Genomic DNA, 16,878 nt, shown 5'->3' with positions numbered 1-16,878 from the left:
TGTATTTTGGGTCTGTAAATAGTTACGAGGTATTCACTAAATAGTCACTAAATCACTTTTAATATTTCGATGCTTATAATTACTAACAACCAGAATACACGCGCCTGATTTAATCTATTAATTATTACGGGCACATCTTCGGGTGTAGGTAGTCTATCAGCACCAATACGCATTTTATTAAAGCGAGTACCAAAGTAAACCGCAGGCCCGCCTAGTTGCACGCCAAGTGATGCAGAGCATGTACTGAGTAGCCACCCAGTATTCGTTTGATAAAAGTGCCTGCCATAATGCTTTGTGTAATGCATGCTTTGCTTACTTGCTCTACTTGCTGCAATAGTTAAAGCAAGCAAGCGCATTGGAATATATTCAATAATAAATAGGAAAATTTTAAGTGGTTTTAAAAAGTGACTATTAGGAAAAACATCATTACGCCATGCCTGTTGTATTAAGGTAAGTAAGCGGTAGGCGAGGGCTGCAATAGGGCCAAATGCTAAAAATATAAATATGACTACGAAATAATATCGAGCAGTGCGTAGTATTAAACTCTCTATTAATGCTTTGATAATGCCTGAGGATGAAAGTCTATTAACTTCACGAGCAAGTAGCGGCTTTAGCAATTCGCGTGCAGTCGACTTTTGATTTTGTTTAGTGAGCTTTGCAATACGGAGCGCTTTTTTATCAACACTTTTGCTTTCAAGGCATAAATATAAAATAAGGCCTGCGAGCAACTCTGGGTAAAAAGCAAACTCGAGCAGTAACACTACAATAATGAGAATAACACTTAAAATAAGCGTGCTTGCGAGTATAGCTGCTAAATATTGATAACTTTTAGGTTTTTTGCTTTTGTATATGCGTTTGCCAATAGCACTAAAAACAGCATTTAACGCTGTATTGGGGTGATACCAGCTAACAAGAGGAATAAAGCGCTCAGCAAGGAGCGCTACTATAAAGGCAATAAAGTCCAAGTGGTTTTGAACAATATTGCTAAGCATTTACAAAGACACTGCAGTTAGCTTTTCTAAAAGTGCGACAACCATTTTAGATGAGTTAATTGATGCTGTTTCTAGGTATTCTTCAAATGATTGCGGTGATTCTTTACCTGCAATATCAGACATTGAGCGAATTACAACAAATGGTGTGTTAAGCGTAAAACACGTTTGCGCTATTGAAGCACCTTCCATTTCAACGGCAAGCATTGTAGGAAAATCGCTACGTGCTTTATCAATACGTACAGGGTCACACATGAATGTGTCGCCAGTACAAATTAAACCAACAAGTGTTTTAACATCACTGATTTGTTCGATTGTTTGTTGTGCTGCTTCAACTAATTTAGGGTGAGCTGCAAAGCCTGCTGGCATTTGTGGTACTTGGCCAATTTCGTAGCCAAAAGCAGTAACATCTACATCGTGATGACGTACTTCTGACGAAATTACTACGTCGCCAACACTTAGTGATGGATCGAATCCACCGGCAGAACCAGTGTTAATTACGCAATCAGGTTTAAAGTTATCAATAAGCAAGGTAGTTGCAATCGTTGATGCTACTTTACCAATACCAGATTGAACAAGTGTCACTGTGTTACCAGCTAATTCGCCAGTATAAAAAGTAAAACCTGCTTTAGTTAAAATTTGTGGATTTTGCATAGCTTCACGTAAAATTTTAACTTCTGGCTCCATTGCGCCAATAATACCAACATTCATAATGTTTAATTCCTGAGTTTGAATCATTTGATTATACGTGAAGTTAGCAATAAAAAACAAAAAAGCGAGCTTGTTTATGAGCTCGCTTTAAATACTTTTAGGAGAGTATTTAATTCAGTTTTTAAATTTCAGCTAAGGCGGTGGTTTGCGCTTTAGCTTGTGACGGTGAAAGTACCGCAGGTTTTTGAGATCTATTACGAACAGGGCGCTGCGTTTGTGTTGTAGCAGGCTTACCTATTTTAAACATAATTGCGTCGCGTACTTCTGAAGGACGGTAGCCCGATTTAACTTTCATACGAATATGTGGAATACCAGCAGACTCTAATGCACCGTTTACAAACCAGTCGCGTTGAGCTTTATGGCCGTCTTTGTTGGCATTGTTAACTAGGTCAACAGCGGCAACAATAGTCATTTTTTCTTTGTCGATTAATACAAAGTCGAGTTGTTTATTTTTAGCTTTAGCTAAAGCAGCTCGCTTGGACTTAACCGATAGGCCTTGTTTACAATCAATCACGTCAATTAACTTAACGCGACTAACAACTTTATATTGATCGCCAACAGCACGTTCTAGAAGATTTAAAAAAGCGCCTTCAACCTGCGTAAAAACAGTTTGCTTGCGGGTAAAAGGATACGGATTTCCGCCATCGTCATTAAATTTTGACGCAACAACAGAGGCCCCGACAACTAACACTAGGATTAATAATAAAGCGAATTCCATACGGTAACTCCATAACAACAAATTGACACTGCTTAAACAAAGCAATTTACGTGCCTAAAAAGTATGGGTTATAAAATAATTACCGACTGATTTTACAAGTAATAGCTACACAGCGATTAAGCTTTGTAGCCTCCTTTAATACCCTTTACCGCAATAGCTACAGCGTCATGAGCATGGAGTGATTCATAATGGTTTATTTGCAGCCAATAATCGCTGTAAGCGTCTGCTTCTAACAATGCTTTAATTTTACGTGCAGCATCTTCACAAAACATCAGGTTTTGACCATTCAAACGGGCAAATTCTTGCTCATCTTCACGCTTAACTGCCGCTTGTACTGGTGTTTTTAGCTCAGCTTCAAGGGTATTAATTAGCGTCACAACGTCAAATTCTTGAATATTGCTATCAAGTTTTACTTTTACGTTGGCAATAGAGCGCTGCGAGTGAGGTGTCGCTACAATGCCTTGTGTAGTGCCTAGCCATTCGTGCACATCTTTTTGGCTTAAGGTTTCTTGGTTAAACTTTTCGTTAAACGCATTTTGTATAAGCTGGCGCGCAAGTGCTGCAGAGCAAGGGCACGTTGAAGAATAGGTAACATCTACCGTTAGCTCATAACTAATAACGTTATTTTCAATTGTGCTAGTTAGTAAAACAGGGTAGCTTTTCCAACCTGCTTTGCCACTTAATAATGATTTACGGCGTAGCGGTAATTCAAATTTAAATTCAATTTGTGCTTTATCGCTCAGCCCTTCGTGGCTCGTTATAAAAGTATCGAGTGCTTGCGCTATTGTTTGCGGATTGACTTGCTGCTCGGTTGAAAGCAGATCAAGTGCCAAAAATAAGCGCGACATATGAATGCCTTTCGCATCTTCTTTATGCAAATTTACAAATGCACGCGCTTTAGCATTAACTGTAACTGGTGATAAGTCTCGTGACTCAAAAATAAATGGCAGTTCTATTTCGCCCATGCCCACCCAGTCTAATTTACCTGTTTGTAAAGCGGGTGCAGTGTCTGCTATATCTGGCATATTGGTTTGCATGTGCGCTACTCATATTTTGGAGATAATAAAGCGGGGCATTTTACACTAAATAATTTATTGCTGAAATGATGAGTTGAGGAGAGAAGCAAAATCAAACATGAAAAATTCTGTTTTTATCGCACAACATGAATATAGGAAGAAGAAAAATGCTAAAATCTGGGGAAATGGTATGTTTATACATGCGCATTGCCTTCTTTATATTTAAGCACACAGCTAAGAGATAAAATTACGTATGACCGATTATTCTTTGAGCCCTTGGGCTCGGGTACTTTCCAGCTCAATAACGCGATTTGGTGAATTTAAAACCGCAGCTATTTGTTACACCTTATTTTTAACGGTATCTCTTATTTTATCGAGCATGTTTTATTATGTTGCGATTGGTGAATTAAACCTTGTTGATATTTTGGCTGTGGTGTTTTTTACTGCTGTGGTTTCCCCTTTAATTATAAGTGTATTGCTTAATTCAATTCGCCAATTAGATGCCTCGTATGCTTATTTAGATAGCGCAACCAAACAAGAAAAGCTTTTAAATCAAACCTTAAAAGATAATATTAGTCGTTTAAATATTGAAATCGATGAACGTAAAATGGCGTTTCATGCCAAGCACCGCGCTATTGAAGAACTACGACGAGAAATTGCTGAGCGTAAAAAAACACAACAAGAACTTGCTCAACAAAGTATGTTGCAACGCTCAATAGTTGATTCATCTCCTGATTTATTTTATTACCGCGATAACAACGGTGTATTTGCCGGTTGTAATAAAATGTTTGAAGAAGTAATGGGGAAATCAAGCAGCGAACTCATTGGCAAAACGGTTGAGCAAATATTTCCGAGTCATTTTTTAGCTGAAGTTTTAGCAACCGATAAAGAAGTAGAGCAAAGCCATAAAGCGCTGACTATAGATGTAGGCTATGAAGTGGACGGTGAAACACGTTGGTTTGAGCTTCGTAAATTACCTTTTATAAATGATGACGGTGACTACATTGGTTTACTGGGTTTTGGTCGTGATATTACTAGCCGTAAAGAAGCGGCTCAAGCACTTGAAACTGCCTACAAAGATAAAGGTAAGTTTATTGCCACGCTGAGCCATGAGCTGCGTACTCCGCTTAATGGTATTGTTGGTTTAACACGAATGCTGCTTGATACCGATTTAAACAAACAGCAGCGTAGTTGGGGTAATACTATTTTTTCGAGCGCTGAAACACTCGGTAATATTTTTAACGATATTATTGATTTAGATAAAATAGACAGAGATCAGCTCGATATAGCGACCAACTCTATTAATGTGTCAGACTTTATAAACGATGTTGTTAACTTTGCAGGCCTAATAGCAGAGCAAAAAGAACTTGAGTTTGATATTAAGCGCAATGGCATGCTTGATATTTATGCACAGCTCGATCCGACTCGTTTACGCCAAGTTGTTTGGAACTTAATTAACAATGCCGTTAAGTTTACTCAGCAAGGCAAAGTAACACTCGAATGTAGCCGAGAAAATCGTGTAGAGGGTCCATGGTTAGTTATTAAAGTGTCGGATACCGGTCAAGGTATTCCACCAGAGCAGCTTGCGCATATATTTGATATGTATTACAAAGCGCCGGATTTAAAAGGTACTAATGCCATAGGCTCGGGTATTGGTTTAGCTGTAACTAAGGCACTTGTAAGTGCAATGAAAGGGATAATTACAGTAAATAGTACTGAAGGCGAAGGCAGCTGCTTTACAGTGCAAATACCACTTAGTTTATGTGTTGCACCAACAGAGCAAAGTTATGTTGGCCGTGGTTTGTATATTCTACTAGTGGAAGATGTGCCGCTTAATGCCGAGATTGCTACAAACTTATTAGAGCAACGCGGCCATGAAGTGTTATGGGCTGAAACGGGTGAGGATGCACTCTCGTTTGTCGAAACCGAAGATGACTTAGATTTAGTATTGCTCGATATGCAATTGCCAGACATTAACGGTGACGTAGTTGCTAAACAAATACGCTCAGACAGCCACTTTGATAAACTTCCAATAGTTGCTTTAACAGCCAATGTGCGCAGTGCTGAAAAAGAGCTTGAAGGTATATCAATACAAGGCGCACTGGCTAAGCCAATTAATACCGTGAAGCTTGATAAAATGCTGGCTGACTTATTTGGTATTAAACAAAGTGAATGCACAGAGCCACAGCTAAAAGTGAGTGAAGAAGCGCTTGAAGGAATTGATGCACACTTATTAGATATTGAAACAATAGAAGACTTTGTAAATTCGATGGGCTTAGTTGTGTTTAGACGCAGTAGCCAGCTATTCGAAAAGCTAAGTCCGCAGTATCAGCAAGAGTTACTTACTTCATTAACTGCCGGTGATAGAGAAGAATATGAATCAGTAGCGCATAAGCTTAAAGGTGCGGCTGGATCAGTCGGCCTAAATGATGTGCAGCTTCATGCCAAAATAATGGAACATGGTGCGATTGATGAATCTGATGAAGTGTTAAAGCAGTGGTTAGATGTTCTAGCAGATAAAATAAATGAAGGACAAAAAGCCCTTCATTTATTTTTACAACAATTAGAGTAAAGCTAATTTACTCTAATTAAGCGTCAATTTTACCGATAAAGCGGTAACCTTCACCATGGATGGTGCTGATTAACTCAGACGTTGAGTTATCACTTTCAAAATGCTTACGAATGCGACGAATAGTAACGTCAACAGTACGGTCATTAGCACGAAGCTCACGGCCCGTCATATGCTTAATTAATTGCTCACGGCTGAAAATACGACCTGGAGAATCAAGCATTAAACGAAGTGCTCTGTACTCACCTTTTGGTAAGCGTTTAGCGTCGCCATTTGGAGAAGTAAGACAACGGCTGTTTTCATCAAGTTCCCAACCATTAAATGTAATAACACCATTTGTTTCTAGTGCAGACTCTTCACCGCCTAAAGCAGTACGAGTAATTAGGTTGCGAGCTCTAATAGTTAATTCACGCGGGTTGAATGGTTTAGTAACATAGTCATCTGCACCAATTTCAAGACCTAAAATACGGTCAACATCGTTGTCACGACCCGTTAGGAATATAAGGCCTACTTTACGCTTTTGGCGTAATTCACGGGCTAAAATAAGACCGTTTTTACCAGGAAGGTTGATATCCATAACTACAAGATTAACGTCATCGTTATTTGTAAGCTTGTCATGCATATCATCGCCATCAATGGCTTCAATAACTTTGTACCCTTCAGCTTCAAATAAACTAACTAGGTTCAGTCGAGTTACGTCTTCATCTTCTACGATTAGAATGACTGGCGTTTGCATTATTAATTAACCTTTTGGAATATTTTATTTATAAAAAACCGGCGATGAACTTATAACCGATTACTAGAGATTATAGGATTATACCCATTTGTTAACAAGGAAAAAACAAATTGGATAAAAATAAAACAGCAGGGTGTCCAAAGTCTACTAAAAAGGGCAGTGCAAAAACTACTGTTTAATTGATATATACGTAGATGTAGTCATTTGAATCATAAAGTCGAAGCCATTTTCCTTTAATAATTGATACATCATTCAATCAAGCAAGGTATTTAAAATAATCAGACTAATTCAAAGCAAAACTATATCACTTTCTAACTTTTCATCAATATATGTGATACAGCAAAGATAAAAAAGTTCATAAATCGCTTGGTAATATTTATTTAAGGTAATTAAATAAATATTACGCGCTTATCACATGCCTCATTAATGAGGTCATTAAATGCTAATTCAAGGATAAATTTTAAATATATGTACTTTTTAGTGATCTTTATTTAAGGAATAGTAATTATAAAGCGAGCACCGTGTTTTTCTTCAAGATCAAACATAATTCTTCCACCAAGTGCCTGTGTTACTAGGTTGTATACCAAGTGCATGCCTAAGCCACTTGCACCTTGTCCACGCTTTGAAGTGACAAAGGGGTCAAAAATTCTATTTTTAATTTTTTTATCAACGCCTTGGCCATTGTCAGAATAAACGATTGTTAATTTTTTCCCTACCAGCTCTACGTCAAAGCGAATTTCGTTGTTTTCTTTACCTATAAATCCATGAATTACAGAGTTTATAAGTAACTGTTGAAACACCTGCTGTAGAGGTTCTGACTTACTATGAATGATTAAGTCGTTCGGACAGTTAATAGTAACAATAGGCTTTTTAGGCAGTAAATCAGATTGAATTGATGTTAAAACGTCAGTTATTAATGTATGTACATTAATATAGATATTAACACCGTCGTCTTGAATAACGGCCACTTTTTTAAAGTTGGATATAAGGTCTGCGGCGCGATTTAGATTACGATAAATTAAATCTAAATTTTCAATGCCTTCATCTATAAAGCGTTTTAGGTGGCTTGAAGTCAGTTTTTTATCATTAAAGCTTTGCTGTATATCTGCTAATTTATCGCGAAGTAAGGTTGAGCCTGTAATCCCAAGCCCTATTGGTGTATTCACTTCATGTGCAACACCTGCCACCATTTGCCCTAAAGACGCCATTTTTTCGTTTTCAACAATTTGTGTTTGGTATTGATGCATTCGCTCAAGGGTTGATAAGAGTTCTTGATTTGCTTCTCTGAGAGCGATTGTTCTCTGGTTTACTTTTTCTTCAAGACTTTGGTTTAGCTGTTTTATTTCCTGTTTATCTTTTTCGTGGCGCTCAAGTTGCCTTTTTGTGCGTGCAAGCATGATATTTAAGCTATTTGAAAGAGCGGTTATTTCTTTTACATCAGTTACTGGCGCTCGCGCATCGTAGTTATGATTTTTAGATACATCTTGCAATAACATACTTAATTGTTCTATCGGTTTAGCTATTCGTCGTTGAACTTTTGCTGCGATAAAGTACACAACTATTAATATTAATAGAGTGAGCAATACATCAATAAATATTTTTTGTTCTATATATGCTTCTAAGCTCTCTAGGCTGCCACGCATATAAACATAGCCAATGAGTTTTTCATTATTATAAATAGGGCGAGTTAGCTCTATATGTGCACTCGTAATACGTGGTGTGGCTAGCTCATCGACACTGTCTATTTTTAGTGGAACTGGAGGCGTTTTTTTTGCATTAAAGCTAATAAAAAAAGCAGGTTTTTGAGATGTTTTTTCTATTGAGTAAATATGTATGTTTTTTACAAGAGGGATATTTTCAAAGGACTTGAGGCGTTTCTCTTCTGTTTTTCTATCATCTTCAATTACTGATTTACCCGCATCAAAAGCTACAATTTCAGAAAGTATAACGAGTTTATTAATAATTAATTGCTTTTGCTCTTTAACACTCAAGTACGTTGAAATAGAAATAGATAGCGATAAACAAATAGCTGTAATAAGCATAATTAAATTTATGAGTGCTTTACGAATGCTACTTTGATGAACTTTTTTAGGCATTATTTCATTATCGCCTGAATTGATTTTAATTATTTAGAATTTTAGTTTAGCAAAAAAGAAGGAAAGTGAAGGGTAAAAACTAAATTAATTCTTATATTTATTCGAAAGTTAGCTTGAGCACATTTGTGCTCAATCATTTTACAAAGTTAAATTAGCTACTGTACACAGCAAATTTATTGTTCTTAAAAACGGTTTGATAGCTTTCAAATTGCGTTTCTAAAATAGGTGGGTATTTTAAAAAGCTGTTAGCGACGATATTTAGCTTTCCAACTTTAGTTAAATGCTGTTTTGCATTTGCTAAAAATGTTTCTGCTACTGTGTAGTCGGTTGCAATACCAGTATGAAAAGGTGGATTGCTAATAATTAAATCAAATTTACCGGTGATACTTTTAAGGCCGTCGCTTAATATAGCTTCGCCTTTGATGTTGTTAAGCTTTAAAGTTTGCTCTGTTGCATAAGTTGCCAGTGCACTTACATCACTACACACAAACTCAAGAGATGAGTTGTGTAGCCCTAAAAAGGTCGCGATTAAGCCAGCACCACAACCAAAGTCGAGAACCCTACCTTGCTTAATTGTTGGTGCGTTCTCGAGTAGAACTTTCGTTCCTATATCTAAACTACCGTGATTAAACACTCCAGGAATACTGATCGCTGTAAACTCGGTGTCGGCAACATTAACGACAAACTTTTTATGATAAGTCGTAATATCAAAGTGAGGGTGTTTAGAAATTTCAGCAAATGAATAAAGAACGCAATGCTTAGCCGAATCAATTTTGTTACTAAACTCAGCTTTACCCGCTAATTGCTTTTCAATTGATTTAACACCACTTTTGTTTTCACCAACAACTAATAGCTCTGCATCATCAGTAATAGCAGAACGGATATTATCAAGTGCCATTAGTAATTCTGGTTTAGATTTAGGGTAGTAAAGAATAACTAAATCGTAGCCGCTACCAGGTATTGTGTGATTTACATGGATATCAACGTCTTTGGTGTTTTTAGCAAACTCGCCGTTAGCATGGTTATAGCTAAACGCAGTTACCTTGCTTTGCGAGTTAAGTTTTTTAAGCTCGGCTAAAAAGCCATCTTGAACAAAGTTGACCACCAAGATAGATTTGCCCGTTAGTGCCTCGCTATTACGAAGTAACAGTAAACTTGGGTTGGTTAGTACGCTCATAAATGGCTTTGCCTTACAGTATGTTTAGTTTTATAAAAGTAAAAATGAGTGCTTAAAGTTACTAATTACTCAGTACGTTCAAACATTAGATCCCACACGCCATGACCTAGGCGATGTCCTCGCTGCTCAAACTTAGTAAGCGGGCGCAAATCTGGACGTGGAACATAATCGTTCGTTTGAGATTGGTTTTTAAAACCAGGGGCTACGTTCATAACTTCGAGCATATGCTCTGCGTAGTTTTCCCAATCCGTTGCCATATGAAAAACGCCACCCATTTTAAGTTGGGTTCTTAGTTTTTCAACAAACTCAGTTTGTACAATACGGCGTTTATGATGACGCTTTTTATGCCAAGGATCAGGGAAAAACAACTGTAGTGTTGTTAAGCTTTCGTCAGGTATACAGTCTGCAAGAACTTCAACAGCATCGTGTTCAAAAATACGTAAGTTTGTAATGCCCGCTTCATCAGCGTCCATTAAACACGCACCAACGCCTGGGCGGTGTACTTCAATACCAATAAAGTTTAGGTGAGGGGCATTTGTTGCCATTTCGACAAGTGATTTACCCATACCAAAACCAATTTCTACTACTACATCGTTGTTGTTGCCAAAAACTTCGCTTAAATCAAGCATCCCGTTTTTATGCTCTAGGCCCATTGTTGGCCAGCATTTTTCGATTGCAGCGGCTTGGCCTTTGGTTAATCGACCTTCGCGTTTTACAAAACTGCGAATGGTGCGGATGTATTTACCTTCTTGCTTAGCTTGCTCAAGGTTAGTGTTGCTTGATTCACTCATATTATTGGCCTGACAAAAACAATGTGTTTAAAAATGGTTGCATATTATCCCTGACGAAGCCGGCAATCACAAGTATTAGCTGGTTTTACACGCCCTATAGCTTGATCTTTTTATTAACTACAATAGACTGAGCCGCCATTGAGCATCAGTAAAAGTACAATATGTTGGATTTAAATAAAGAACAGTCTAATTCGTTTTCTAACCAAGTCGTTGATTGGTATCACCTTCATGGGCGTAAAACACTTCCATGGCAGTTGGGTAAAACACCTTATAAAGTGTGGGTGTCTGAGGTGATGCTCCAGCAAACTCAAGTTATTACTGTTATCCCATATTTTGAAAAATTTATGCAAAGCTTTCCAGATATTATTGCTTTAGCCGATGCTGATGAAGATTTAGTACTGCATCACTGGACTGGCTTAGGGTATTACGCTCGTGCGCGTAACTTACATACAACAGCTAAAATAGTACGTGACAAGTACCAAGGTGAGTTTCCGCAAACACTTGATGAAGTAATGGACTTGCCGGGAATAGGGCGCTCTACCGCCGGAGCTGTTTTATCATTGTCGCTTGGGCAACATCATCCAATTTTAGATGGGAATGTTAAGCGAGTATTAGCGCGCTACTTTATGATTGAAGGTTGGTACGGCGTTAAAAAGGTAGAAAACCAGCTTTGGCATCTATCAGAGCAATTAACGCCTAAAAATAACGTTACTGAATTTAATCAAGCGATGATGGATTTAGGGTCGAGCGTTTGCTCACGCAGTCGGTTTGATTGCGAGGCTTGCCCATTAAACTCAGGCTGTGGTGCTTTTAATACAGGTAAAGTAAAAGAGTTCCCACATTCAAAACCCAAAAAAGCAGTACCTAAAAAGAGCTGTCATCAGTTAATTGTTCAGTGCGGCGATAAAGTGCTTATGGAGAAGCGCCCTAATAGCGGTATTTGGGGTGGGTTGTTTGGTTTTTTTGAATTTAATGAATATAAAGAGCTTGAGGTGTTTTTAGCTCAGCAAGGGTTAGAAGTTGATTTGGAAGAACTTGAAGCATTTATTCATGTGTTTTCACACTTTGAGCTGACTATTAACCCGCATGTGCTCAATGTTAGTAAAATACCTGATGTAGTAAATGATAAACAATTGGTGTGGTATCCGCTTGATCAATCAATAGAGGTTGGCCTAGCAGCGCCAACTAAAAAGTTGGTTAAACAAATTACAGCAATAGTATAGAATAGCCTCATATTTAGCGTTAGAGAGAATCAATCATGGCACGTACAGTATTTTGTCAAAAGTTACAAAAAGAAGCCGAAGGCCTTGGCTTTCAGTTATACCCTGGTGAAATTGGTGAAAAGATTTTTAATAACATCTCTAAAGAAGCTTGGGGTCAGTGGCAACATAAGCAAACAATGCTTATTAACGAAAAACATTTGAATATGATGGATCCAGAGCATCGCACGTTTTTAGAAGAACAAATGGTTGGTTTTTTGTTTGAAGACAAAGATGTAGAAATTGAAGGTTATCGACCGCCTGAAAAGTAGTTTTTAGACATAAAAAAGGGCTGATTAGCCCTTTTTTTTATGTCTAAAGCATGGCCATATTAATCTGCAAGTTCATCTTCTTGCTTTGCTTGGGCTGTTCTAACTTGTTCTTTTAAAAATTGAGCTGCCTTGGAGTATTCAATTTCTAACTTATCTCTTAAGTCTATTAATTCATCGGTTGTGAGATCACCTTCTTTACATTTATCTTCAAATGCACTTGAAAGATCGGCCACCGTTTGGGCACCAATGGTTTTGGAGATAGATTTTAATTGATGACAGCCTTCAATAATCTCATCTAAATCGTTAACCATTACCCCTGAGTTAATACTCTTAATTAAGCTTTGGCTTTGTTCTAAATACATTTTGAAAAAGCGGATTTGCTTAGCGTCATCACCATTTATGTATTTAGCAACTGCTTCCATATCAATAGGTAGCGCAGTTGTTTGGTGAATAATCACATTTTGATTTTGGCTTTGCTTATCGCTCCAACGTTTTAGGGTGTCTTCTAACGCGTTTAGCTCTATGGGTTTGGTAATGAAGTCGTTAATACCTACCGCTAAACAACGTTCTTTTTCGCCTTTAAGCGCATTTGCTGTTACAGCAATAATGTAAGGCTGTGCATCAATAGACTCTAATAGCTCGGCTTCATTACGAATTTTTTCAACCATATCGTAACCTGACATTTTAGGCATGTGTAAGTCGGTTAAAATAAGCGAATAATCACCTTTTCTCCACATATCTAAGCCTTCTTCACCGTTGTTGGCTATTTCAACGCCAAAGCCTAGTATGTGTAGTTGATCTGTCAGCACTTGCTGGTTTAGGAGGTTATCTTCAACCAGTAAAATCAATTTATTTGATTTACGAGCCTGCTCAACATTTAAATAGTTATTAAGTGTTTTGGTTTTTTTAATTTGCTTAGGAGTATGCAGCCCAGCAGCCACCAAAATAGACAGCATAAAGTTAGACTTACATAAAGGAGAGGCATTAATATAAAAAATATTTTTATGATTTATAGCCGCTTCATCAAGCTTGCTTAGTACAACAACCTGTTGGTTATAATCTTCTAATGAATAAAATAAACGTCTTAGCAGCGCGTTTGTTTTATCCATATTGTCTATGCCATCAGCCACCCAAATAATATCTTGCGTATGCTGATATTCTTCAGCTTCTTCTTCAGTATGTACATAAGTAATTTTAGCGCCCATAAAAGATAAGTAGCGGTACATTACTTTTTCACGTTCTAGATGATTACTAACTACAATAATCCTCTTACCATTTAATGCACCTTTGTGTGCGTACTTAATTTTTCCTGATGTGCTAAATGGTAATTCAACAGTAAATTCACTGCCAATTCCTGTATGGCTAGTTACATGAATAGTCCCTAGCATAAGCTCAGTTAAGCTTTTACAAATAGAAAGACCTAAACCTGTCCCTCCGTATTCTCGGGTAATCGAATTTTCGGCTTGAATAAACGGATTAAATATTTCGCGTAGTTGTGCCTGCGACATGCCTTTACCGTTATCAGTTACGCAAAAGCGTAAAGTAAAGTGATCGGTCGTATTATGTACCACCTCTACTGATATTTTTACATGGCCTTGAGTTTTTTCATCAGTGCTCGTAAATTTAATTGCGTTGCTACATAGGTTATAAAGAACCTGACGTACACGTACGCTATCACCGGTAAGATTTATAGGAATGTCGGGTGCTATTGCTAGCTCTAAATCAAGCTCACGTTTTTTAGCAACAGAGGAAAGCACTCGGGCAACTTCTTCAATAGTATCGGTTACCGAAAACGGGATAGGGTCAATATTTAGTTTTCCAGCCTCAATTTTAGAAAAGTCTAAAATATCATCCAAAATGCTCAATAGCGAGAATGCTGATTCACGAATAATCGTACTTAAGCGATGCTGGGCGCCATCAAGTTCGGTCTGGCGCAGTAAATCAATAGTCCCTATAACGCCGTTCATAGGTGTTCTTATTTCATGACTCATTGTTGCTAGGAAGGTTGTTTTAGTTTCGCTTGCTCGCTCAGCTTTTAATGTGGCTTGCTCAAGCGCTAAAGTACGATTTTGTACTTCGCCTTCTAGACTATTTTGTAATTTATAAAGCTCTTTTTGTGCAGCTTCATTTTCACTCATTGCAGTTTGTACCTTTCGTAGCAATAAGTTGATGTGTTTTGCAACTACACCTAGGCCAATATCGAGTTGCTCGTCAACATTACTATTGTAATTGGCATCGTCGGTGATTGCCTGCAGCTCTTGCGTAAGGGTGTCAGTGCTTTTACGTAAGCGAGTATTAATGTACATATTAAACATTAAAGTAAGTATAAATAATGCAGCAACACACGCTATAGCAATTATATAAGCAATTACTTGAGAATCTTGAGTGCTTAAAGGTGTGGAAGGTAAATTTTGCTTAATGATAAGCTCGCCAATTGGCTCATCATTTAACAATAGTAGGTGGTGGATAATACCTTGCTCCACTAAGTGCTTTTCAGCTCTAACGGAGTCGATAGCAGGCTTACTACTGCTGTATACTAACTGAGTATCAGATGTAGCATTGAAGCGATATAAAGTATATTCAAAGTCATTATCTAATAAATGTGTTAAATCGAGTAACTGCTTTACTTTACCTTGACCGTACATAGTTAATGCATCAACCATAGGCAAATCTAATCTATCGGCGAGCGTTACTATATTAACCGGCGGTCTGGGTTGAGCTGTGCTAACTTCAGTTTGTGCGTAGAATGAATGGGCAACAATAGCAAGTGCTGTTACAGCAATATTAATGATCAAAAAAAGAGGTAATAAGCCTTTTACCGGTGAAGAGAATTTACTCTGCATTTAACGTTCCCTGGTTGCTATATTTAAATACAATAAGTCTTTATTGTATAATTGTTGTAATCGTAACATTTACGAAAAATAATTCACTACGTTTTTAGTCTGATTTAGTTATATTTATTAATCGTTATAGTCTGCTTTGTGGTAAAAATGAACGTTATTAATGAAAAATGCACTGAGTTGCTTGAAAACCGTTCAAACAGTTATAAAGAATAAAAAAAAAGTTGACTTGTAAGGGCAAAACTCGTTTAATACGCCGAACGCCAAGATAGCTCAGTCAATAGAGCTGAGTGGGAATTGCATTAAAGATCCTTAAGATTTTTAATTAGCACTGTTAAAGTGCCTCGATAGCTCAGTCGGTAGAGCAGAGGATTGAAAATCCTCGTGTCCGTGGTTCGATTCCGCGTCGAGGCACCATTTATTAAAGTAGTGGTGTTTAATAAAAAGTTTAAACATTATTACGCGTGCCTTAGCACACAGTTTTGTGTGCCGACTTAGCTCAGCTGGTAGAGCAACTGACTTGTAATCAGTAGGTCAACCGTTCGACTCGGTTAGTCGGCACCATTTATTTACTAAACTAGTTTAGTAAAAAGTTAACTTAGAAAATTTAGTTAACTAGCACAGTTTATGTGCCTCGATAGCTCAGTCGGTAGAGCAGAGGATTGAAAATCCTCGTGTCCGTGGTTCGATTCCGCGTCGAGGCACCATTTATTAAAGTAGTGGTGTTTAATAAAAAGTTTAAACATTATTACGCGTGCCTTAGCACACAGTTTTGTGTGCCGACTTAGCTCAGCTGGTAGAGCAACTGACTTGTAATCAGTAGGTCAACCGTTCGACTCGGTTAGTCGGCACCATTTATTTACTAAACTAGTTTAGTAAAAAGTTAACTTAGAAAATTTAGTTAACTAGCACAGTTTATGTGCCTCGATAGCTCAGTCGGTAGAGCAGAGGATTGAAAATCCTCGTGTCCGTGGTTCGATTCCGCGTCGAGGCACCATTTATTAAAAGTTATCAATCTTTAAAATTGATAAAGTGCCTTAGCACGCAGTTTTGTGTGCCGACTTAGCTCAGCTGGTAGAGCAACTGACTTGTAATCAGTAGGTCAACCGTTCGACTCGGTTAGTCGGCACCATTTTTAAAGCTAGAGTTAAATATTTTTACCTTTNCAGTTTTGTGTGCCGACTTAGCTCAGCTGGTAGAGCAACTGACTTGTAATCAGTAGGTCAACCGTTCGACTCGGTTAGTCGGCACCATTTTTAAAGCTAGAGTTAAATATTTTTACCTTTAGTTAGCACAGTTTATGTGCCTCGATAGCTCAGTCGGTAGAGCAGAGGATTGAAAATCCTCGTGTCCGTGGTTCGATTCCGCGTCGAGGCACCATTTATTTAAAAGCCTTGCTTATGCAAGGTTTTTCTATTTTAAGTGCTTTATAAAAGTTCTCAATCTTTAAAATTGAACGTGCCTTAGCACACAGTTTTGTGTGCCGACTTAGCTCAGCTGGTAGAGCAACTGACTTGTAATCAGTAGGTCAACCGTTCGACTCGGTTAGTCGGCACCATTTATTTAAAAGCCTCGCTTATAGCGGTAACACCATTCAGTTAAGCATGTTTTGACTTAATGGTGTACCGAGTTTTTGAAATTCGAACGGTCCTACTTTTGGGCCGTTTTCTTTTTTCTGGAAGAATATAACGTTTCACTCGTTCT

The 16,878-nt window shown here is 37.8% G+C and carries 12 protein-coding genes and 9 tRNA genes; 12 read left to right on the top strand and 9 right to left on the bottom strand.

The window, feature by feature from the left end; translation table 11 throughout:
- Positions 1 to 47 precede the first annotated feature (47 nt).
- The 4 genes from I6F49_RS16660 to folE2 all read right to left on the bottom strand — a co-directional run bounded on the left by I6F49_RS16660 (position 48) and on the right by folE2 (position 3,455).
- Positions 48 to 992, bottom strand: a complete 945-nt coding sequence (locus I6F49_RS16660) for a cobalamin biosynthesis protein CobD/CbiB (protein ID WP_197181377.1) — start codon at positions 990 to 992, stop codon at positions 48 to 50.
- Positions 993 to 1,700, bottom strand: coding sequence for a 5'-methylthioadenosine/S-adenosylhomocysteine nucleosidase (gene mtnN, locus I6F49_RS16655; RefSeq protein WP_024607949.1), 708 nt, complete (start codon positions 1,698 to 1,700; stop codon positions 993 to 995). It lies immediately after the preceding gene.
- A 121-nt stretch (positions 1,701 to 1,821) separates the two neighbouring features.
- Complete coding sequence (locus I6F49_RS16650; RefSeq protein ID WP_197181376.1) at positions 1,822 to 2,418, bottom strand: DUF2726 domain-containing protein; 597 nt, start codon at positions 2,416 to 2,418, stop codon at positions 1,822 to 1,824.
- 116 nt (positions 2,419 to 2,534) lie between these two features.
- On the bottom strand, positions 2,535 to 3,455 hold the full coding sequence (folE2, locus tag I6F49_RS16645; protein ID WP_197181375.1) for a GTP cyclohydrolase FolE2: 921 nt from the start codon (positions 3,453 to 3,455) through the stop codon (positions 2,535 to 2,537).
- Between the two features lie 232 nt (positions 3,456 to 3,687).
- Between folE2 and arcB the strand changes: the two genes are divergently transcribed.
- Positions 3,688 to 6,006: an aerobic respiration two-component sensor histidine kinase ArcB gene (gene arcB / locus I6F49_RS16640; RefSeq protein WP_197181374.1), complete on the top strand. Its 2,319-nt coding sequence runs from the start codon at positions 3,688 to 3,690 to the stop codon at positions 6,004 to 6,006.
- Between the two features lie 16 nt (positions 6,007 to 6,022).
- Here arcB and arcA read toward each other — a convergent pair whose 3' ends face one another.
- The 4 genes from arcA to trmB form a co-directional block, all read right to left on the bottom strand.
- Entirely contained in the window at positions 6,023 to 6,739 is a 717-nt protein-coding gene (arcA, locus tag I6F49_RS16635; RefSeq protein WP_002962549.1) for a two-component system response regulator ArcA, read from the bottom strand.
- A gap of 491 nt (positions 6,740 to 7,230) precedes the next feature.
- A complete protein-coding gene (locus I6F49_RS16630) occupies positions 7,231 to 8,835 on the bottom strand; it encodes a sensor histidine kinase (RefSeq protein WP_197181373.1) in 1,605 nt (534 codons plus the stop codon).
- A 151-nt stretch (positions 8,836 to 8,986) separates the two neighbouring features.
- A complete protein-coding gene (locus tag I6F49_RS16625; RefSeq protein WP_197181372.1) occupies positions 8,987 to 10,012 on the bottom strand; it encodes a methyltransferase in 1,026 nt (341 codons plus the stop codon).
- A gap of 65 nt (positions 10,013 to 10,077) precedes the next feature.
- Positions 10,078 to 10,803: a tRNA (guanosine(46)-N7)-methyltransferase TrmB gene (gene trmB / locus I6F49_RS16620; RefSeq protein WP_197181371.1), complete on the bottom strand. Its 726-nt coding sequence runs from the start codon at positions 10,801 to 10,803 to the stop codon at positions 10,078 to 10,080.
- Between the two features lie 161 nt (positions 10,804 to 10,964).
- Here trmB and mutY point away from each other — a divergent pair, with 161 nt between their 5' ends.
- Together mutY and I6F49_RS16610 are read left to right on the top strand one after the other, a co-directional pair.
- Positions 10,965 to 12,026, top strand: coding sequence for an A/G-specific adenine glycosylase (mutY, locus tag I6F49_RS16615; RefSeq protein ID WP_197181370.1), 1,062 nt, complete (start codon positions 10,965 to 10,967; stop codon positions 12,024 to 12,026).
- A gap of 35 nt (positions 12,027 to 12,061) precedes the next feature.
- On the top strand, positions 12,062 to 12,334 hold the full coding sequence (locus tag I6F49_RS16610; protein ID WP_166419311.1) for an oxidative damage protection protein: 273 nt from the start codon (positions 12,062 to 12,064) through the stop codon (positions 12,332 to 12,334).
- A 59-nt stretch (positions 12,335 to 12,393) separates the two neighbouring features.
- Here I6F49_RS16610 and I6F49_RS16605 read toward each other — a convergent pair whose 3' ends face one another.
- The gene (locus I6F49_RS16605; RefSeq protein WP_197181369.1) at positions 12,394 to 15,177 is read right to left on the bottom strand and encodes a hybrid sensor histidine kinase/response regulator; all 2,784 of its coding nucleotides are present in this window, start codon (positions 15,175 to 15,177) and stop codon (positions 12,394 to 12,396) included.
- A gap of 338 nt (positions 15,178 to 15,515) precedes the next feature.
- On the opposite strand from I6F49_RS16605, the gene I6F49_RS16600 reads away from it, so the two are divergent.
- The 9 genes from I6F49_RS16600 to I6F49_RS16560 all read left to right on the top strand — a co-directional run bounded on the left by I6F49_RS16600 (position 15,516) and on the right by I6F49_RS16560 (position 16,732).
- A tRNA-Phe gene (locus tag I6F49_RS16600) sits at positions 15,516 to 15,591 on the top strand.
- A gap of 71 nt (positions 15,592 to 15,662) precedes the next feature.
- A tRNA-Thr gene (locus tag I6F49_RS16595) sits at positions 15,663 to 15,738 on the top strand.
- A 67-nt stretch (positions 15,739 to 15,805) separates the two neighbouring features.
- Positions 15,806 to 15,881, top strand: a tRNA-Phe gene (locus tag I6F49_RS16590).
- Between the two features lie 71 nt (positions 15,882 to 15,952).
- Positions 15,953 to 16,028 (top strand) — tRNA-Thr (locus I6F49_RS16585).
- A 67-nt stretch (positions 16,029 to 16,095) separates the two neighbouring features.
- Positions 16,096 to 16,171, top strand: a tRNA-Phe gene (locus I6F49_RS16580).
- Positions 16,172 to 16,230: 59 nt separating this feature from the next.
- A tRNA-Thr gene (locus I6F49_RS16575) sits at positions 16,231 to 16,306 on the top strand.
- Between the two features lie 45 nt (positions 16,307 to 16,351).
- Positions 16,352 to 16,427: transfer RNA gene (locus tag I6F49_RS16570), tRNA-Thr, on the top strand.
- A gap of 51 nt (positions 16,428 to 16,478) precedes the next feature.
- Positions 16,479 to 16,554, top strand: a tRNA-Phe gene (locus tag I6F49_RS16565).
- Between the two features lie 102 nt (positions 16,555 to 16,656).
- A tRNA-Thr gene (locus I6F49_RS16560) sits at positions 16,657 to 16,732 on the top strand.
- The last annotated feature ends 146 nt before the right edge of the window (positions 16,733 to 16,878 follow it).

Source organism: Pseudoalteromonas sp. SWN166 (assembly GCF_015864485.1).
In the GTDB taxonomy this organism is placed as follows: Bacteria; Pseudomonadota; Gammaproteobacteria; order Enterobacterales; family Alteromonadaceae; genus Pseudoalteromonas.
The sequence above is the reverse complement of the archived record's forward strand: the minus strand, read 5'-3'. Positions and strand labels throughout refer to the sequence as shown.

What these genes read in the sequence shown, in the direction of transcription:
- arcA (WP_002962549.1), bottom strand. Translation starts at nt 6,739, where the DNA reads ATGCAAACGCCAGTCATTCTAATCGTAGAAGATGAAGACGTAACTCGA.
- I6F49_RS16630 (WP_197181373.1), bottom strand. Translation starts at nt 8,835, where the DNA reads ATGCCTAAAAAAGTTCATCAAAGTAGCATTCGTAAAGCACTCATAAAT.
- I6F49_RS16625 (WP_197181372.1), bottom strand. Translation starts at nt 10,012, where the DNA reads ATGAGCGTACTAACCAACCCAAGTTTACTGTTACTTCGTAATAGCGAG.
- I6F49_RS16660 (WP_197181377.1), bottom strand. Translation starts at nt 992, where the DNA reads ATGCTTAGCAATATTGTTCAAAACCACTTGGACTTTATTGCCTTTATA.
- I6F49_RS16605 (WP_197181369.1), bottom strand. Translation starts at nt 15,177, where the DNA reads ATGCAGAGTAAATTCTCTTCACCGGTAAAAGGCTTATTACCTCTTTTT.
- mutY (WP_197181370.1), top strand. Translation starts at nt 10,965, where the DNA reads ATGTTGGATTTAAATAAAGAACAGTCTAATTCGTTTTCTAACCAAGTC.
- mtnN (WP_024607949.1), bottom strand. Translation starts at nt 1,700, where the DNA reads ATGAATGTTGGTATTATTGGCGCAATGGAGCCAGAAGTTAAAATTTTA.
- I6F49_RS16650 (WP_197181376.1), bottom strand. Translation starts at nt 2,418, where the DNA reads ATGGAATTCGCTTTATTATTAATCCTAGTGTTAGTTGTCGGGGCCTCT.
- arcB (WP_197181374.1), top strand. Translation starts at nt 3,688, where the DNA reads ATGACCGATTATTCTTTGAGCCCTTGGGCTCGGGTACTTTCCAGCTCA.
- folE2 (WP_197181375.1), bottom strand. Translation starts at nt 3,455, where the DNA reads ATGCAAACCAATATGCCAGATATAGCAGACACTGCACCCGCTTTACAA.
- trmB (WP_197181371.1), bottom strand. Translation starts at nt 10,803, where the DNA reads ATGAGTGAATCAAGCAACACTAACCTTGAGCAAGCTAAGCAAGAAGGT.
- I6F49_RS16610 (WP_166419311.1), top strand. Translation starts at nt 12,062, where the DNA reads ATGGCACGTACAGTATTTTGTCAAAAGTTACAAAAAGAAGCCGAAGGC.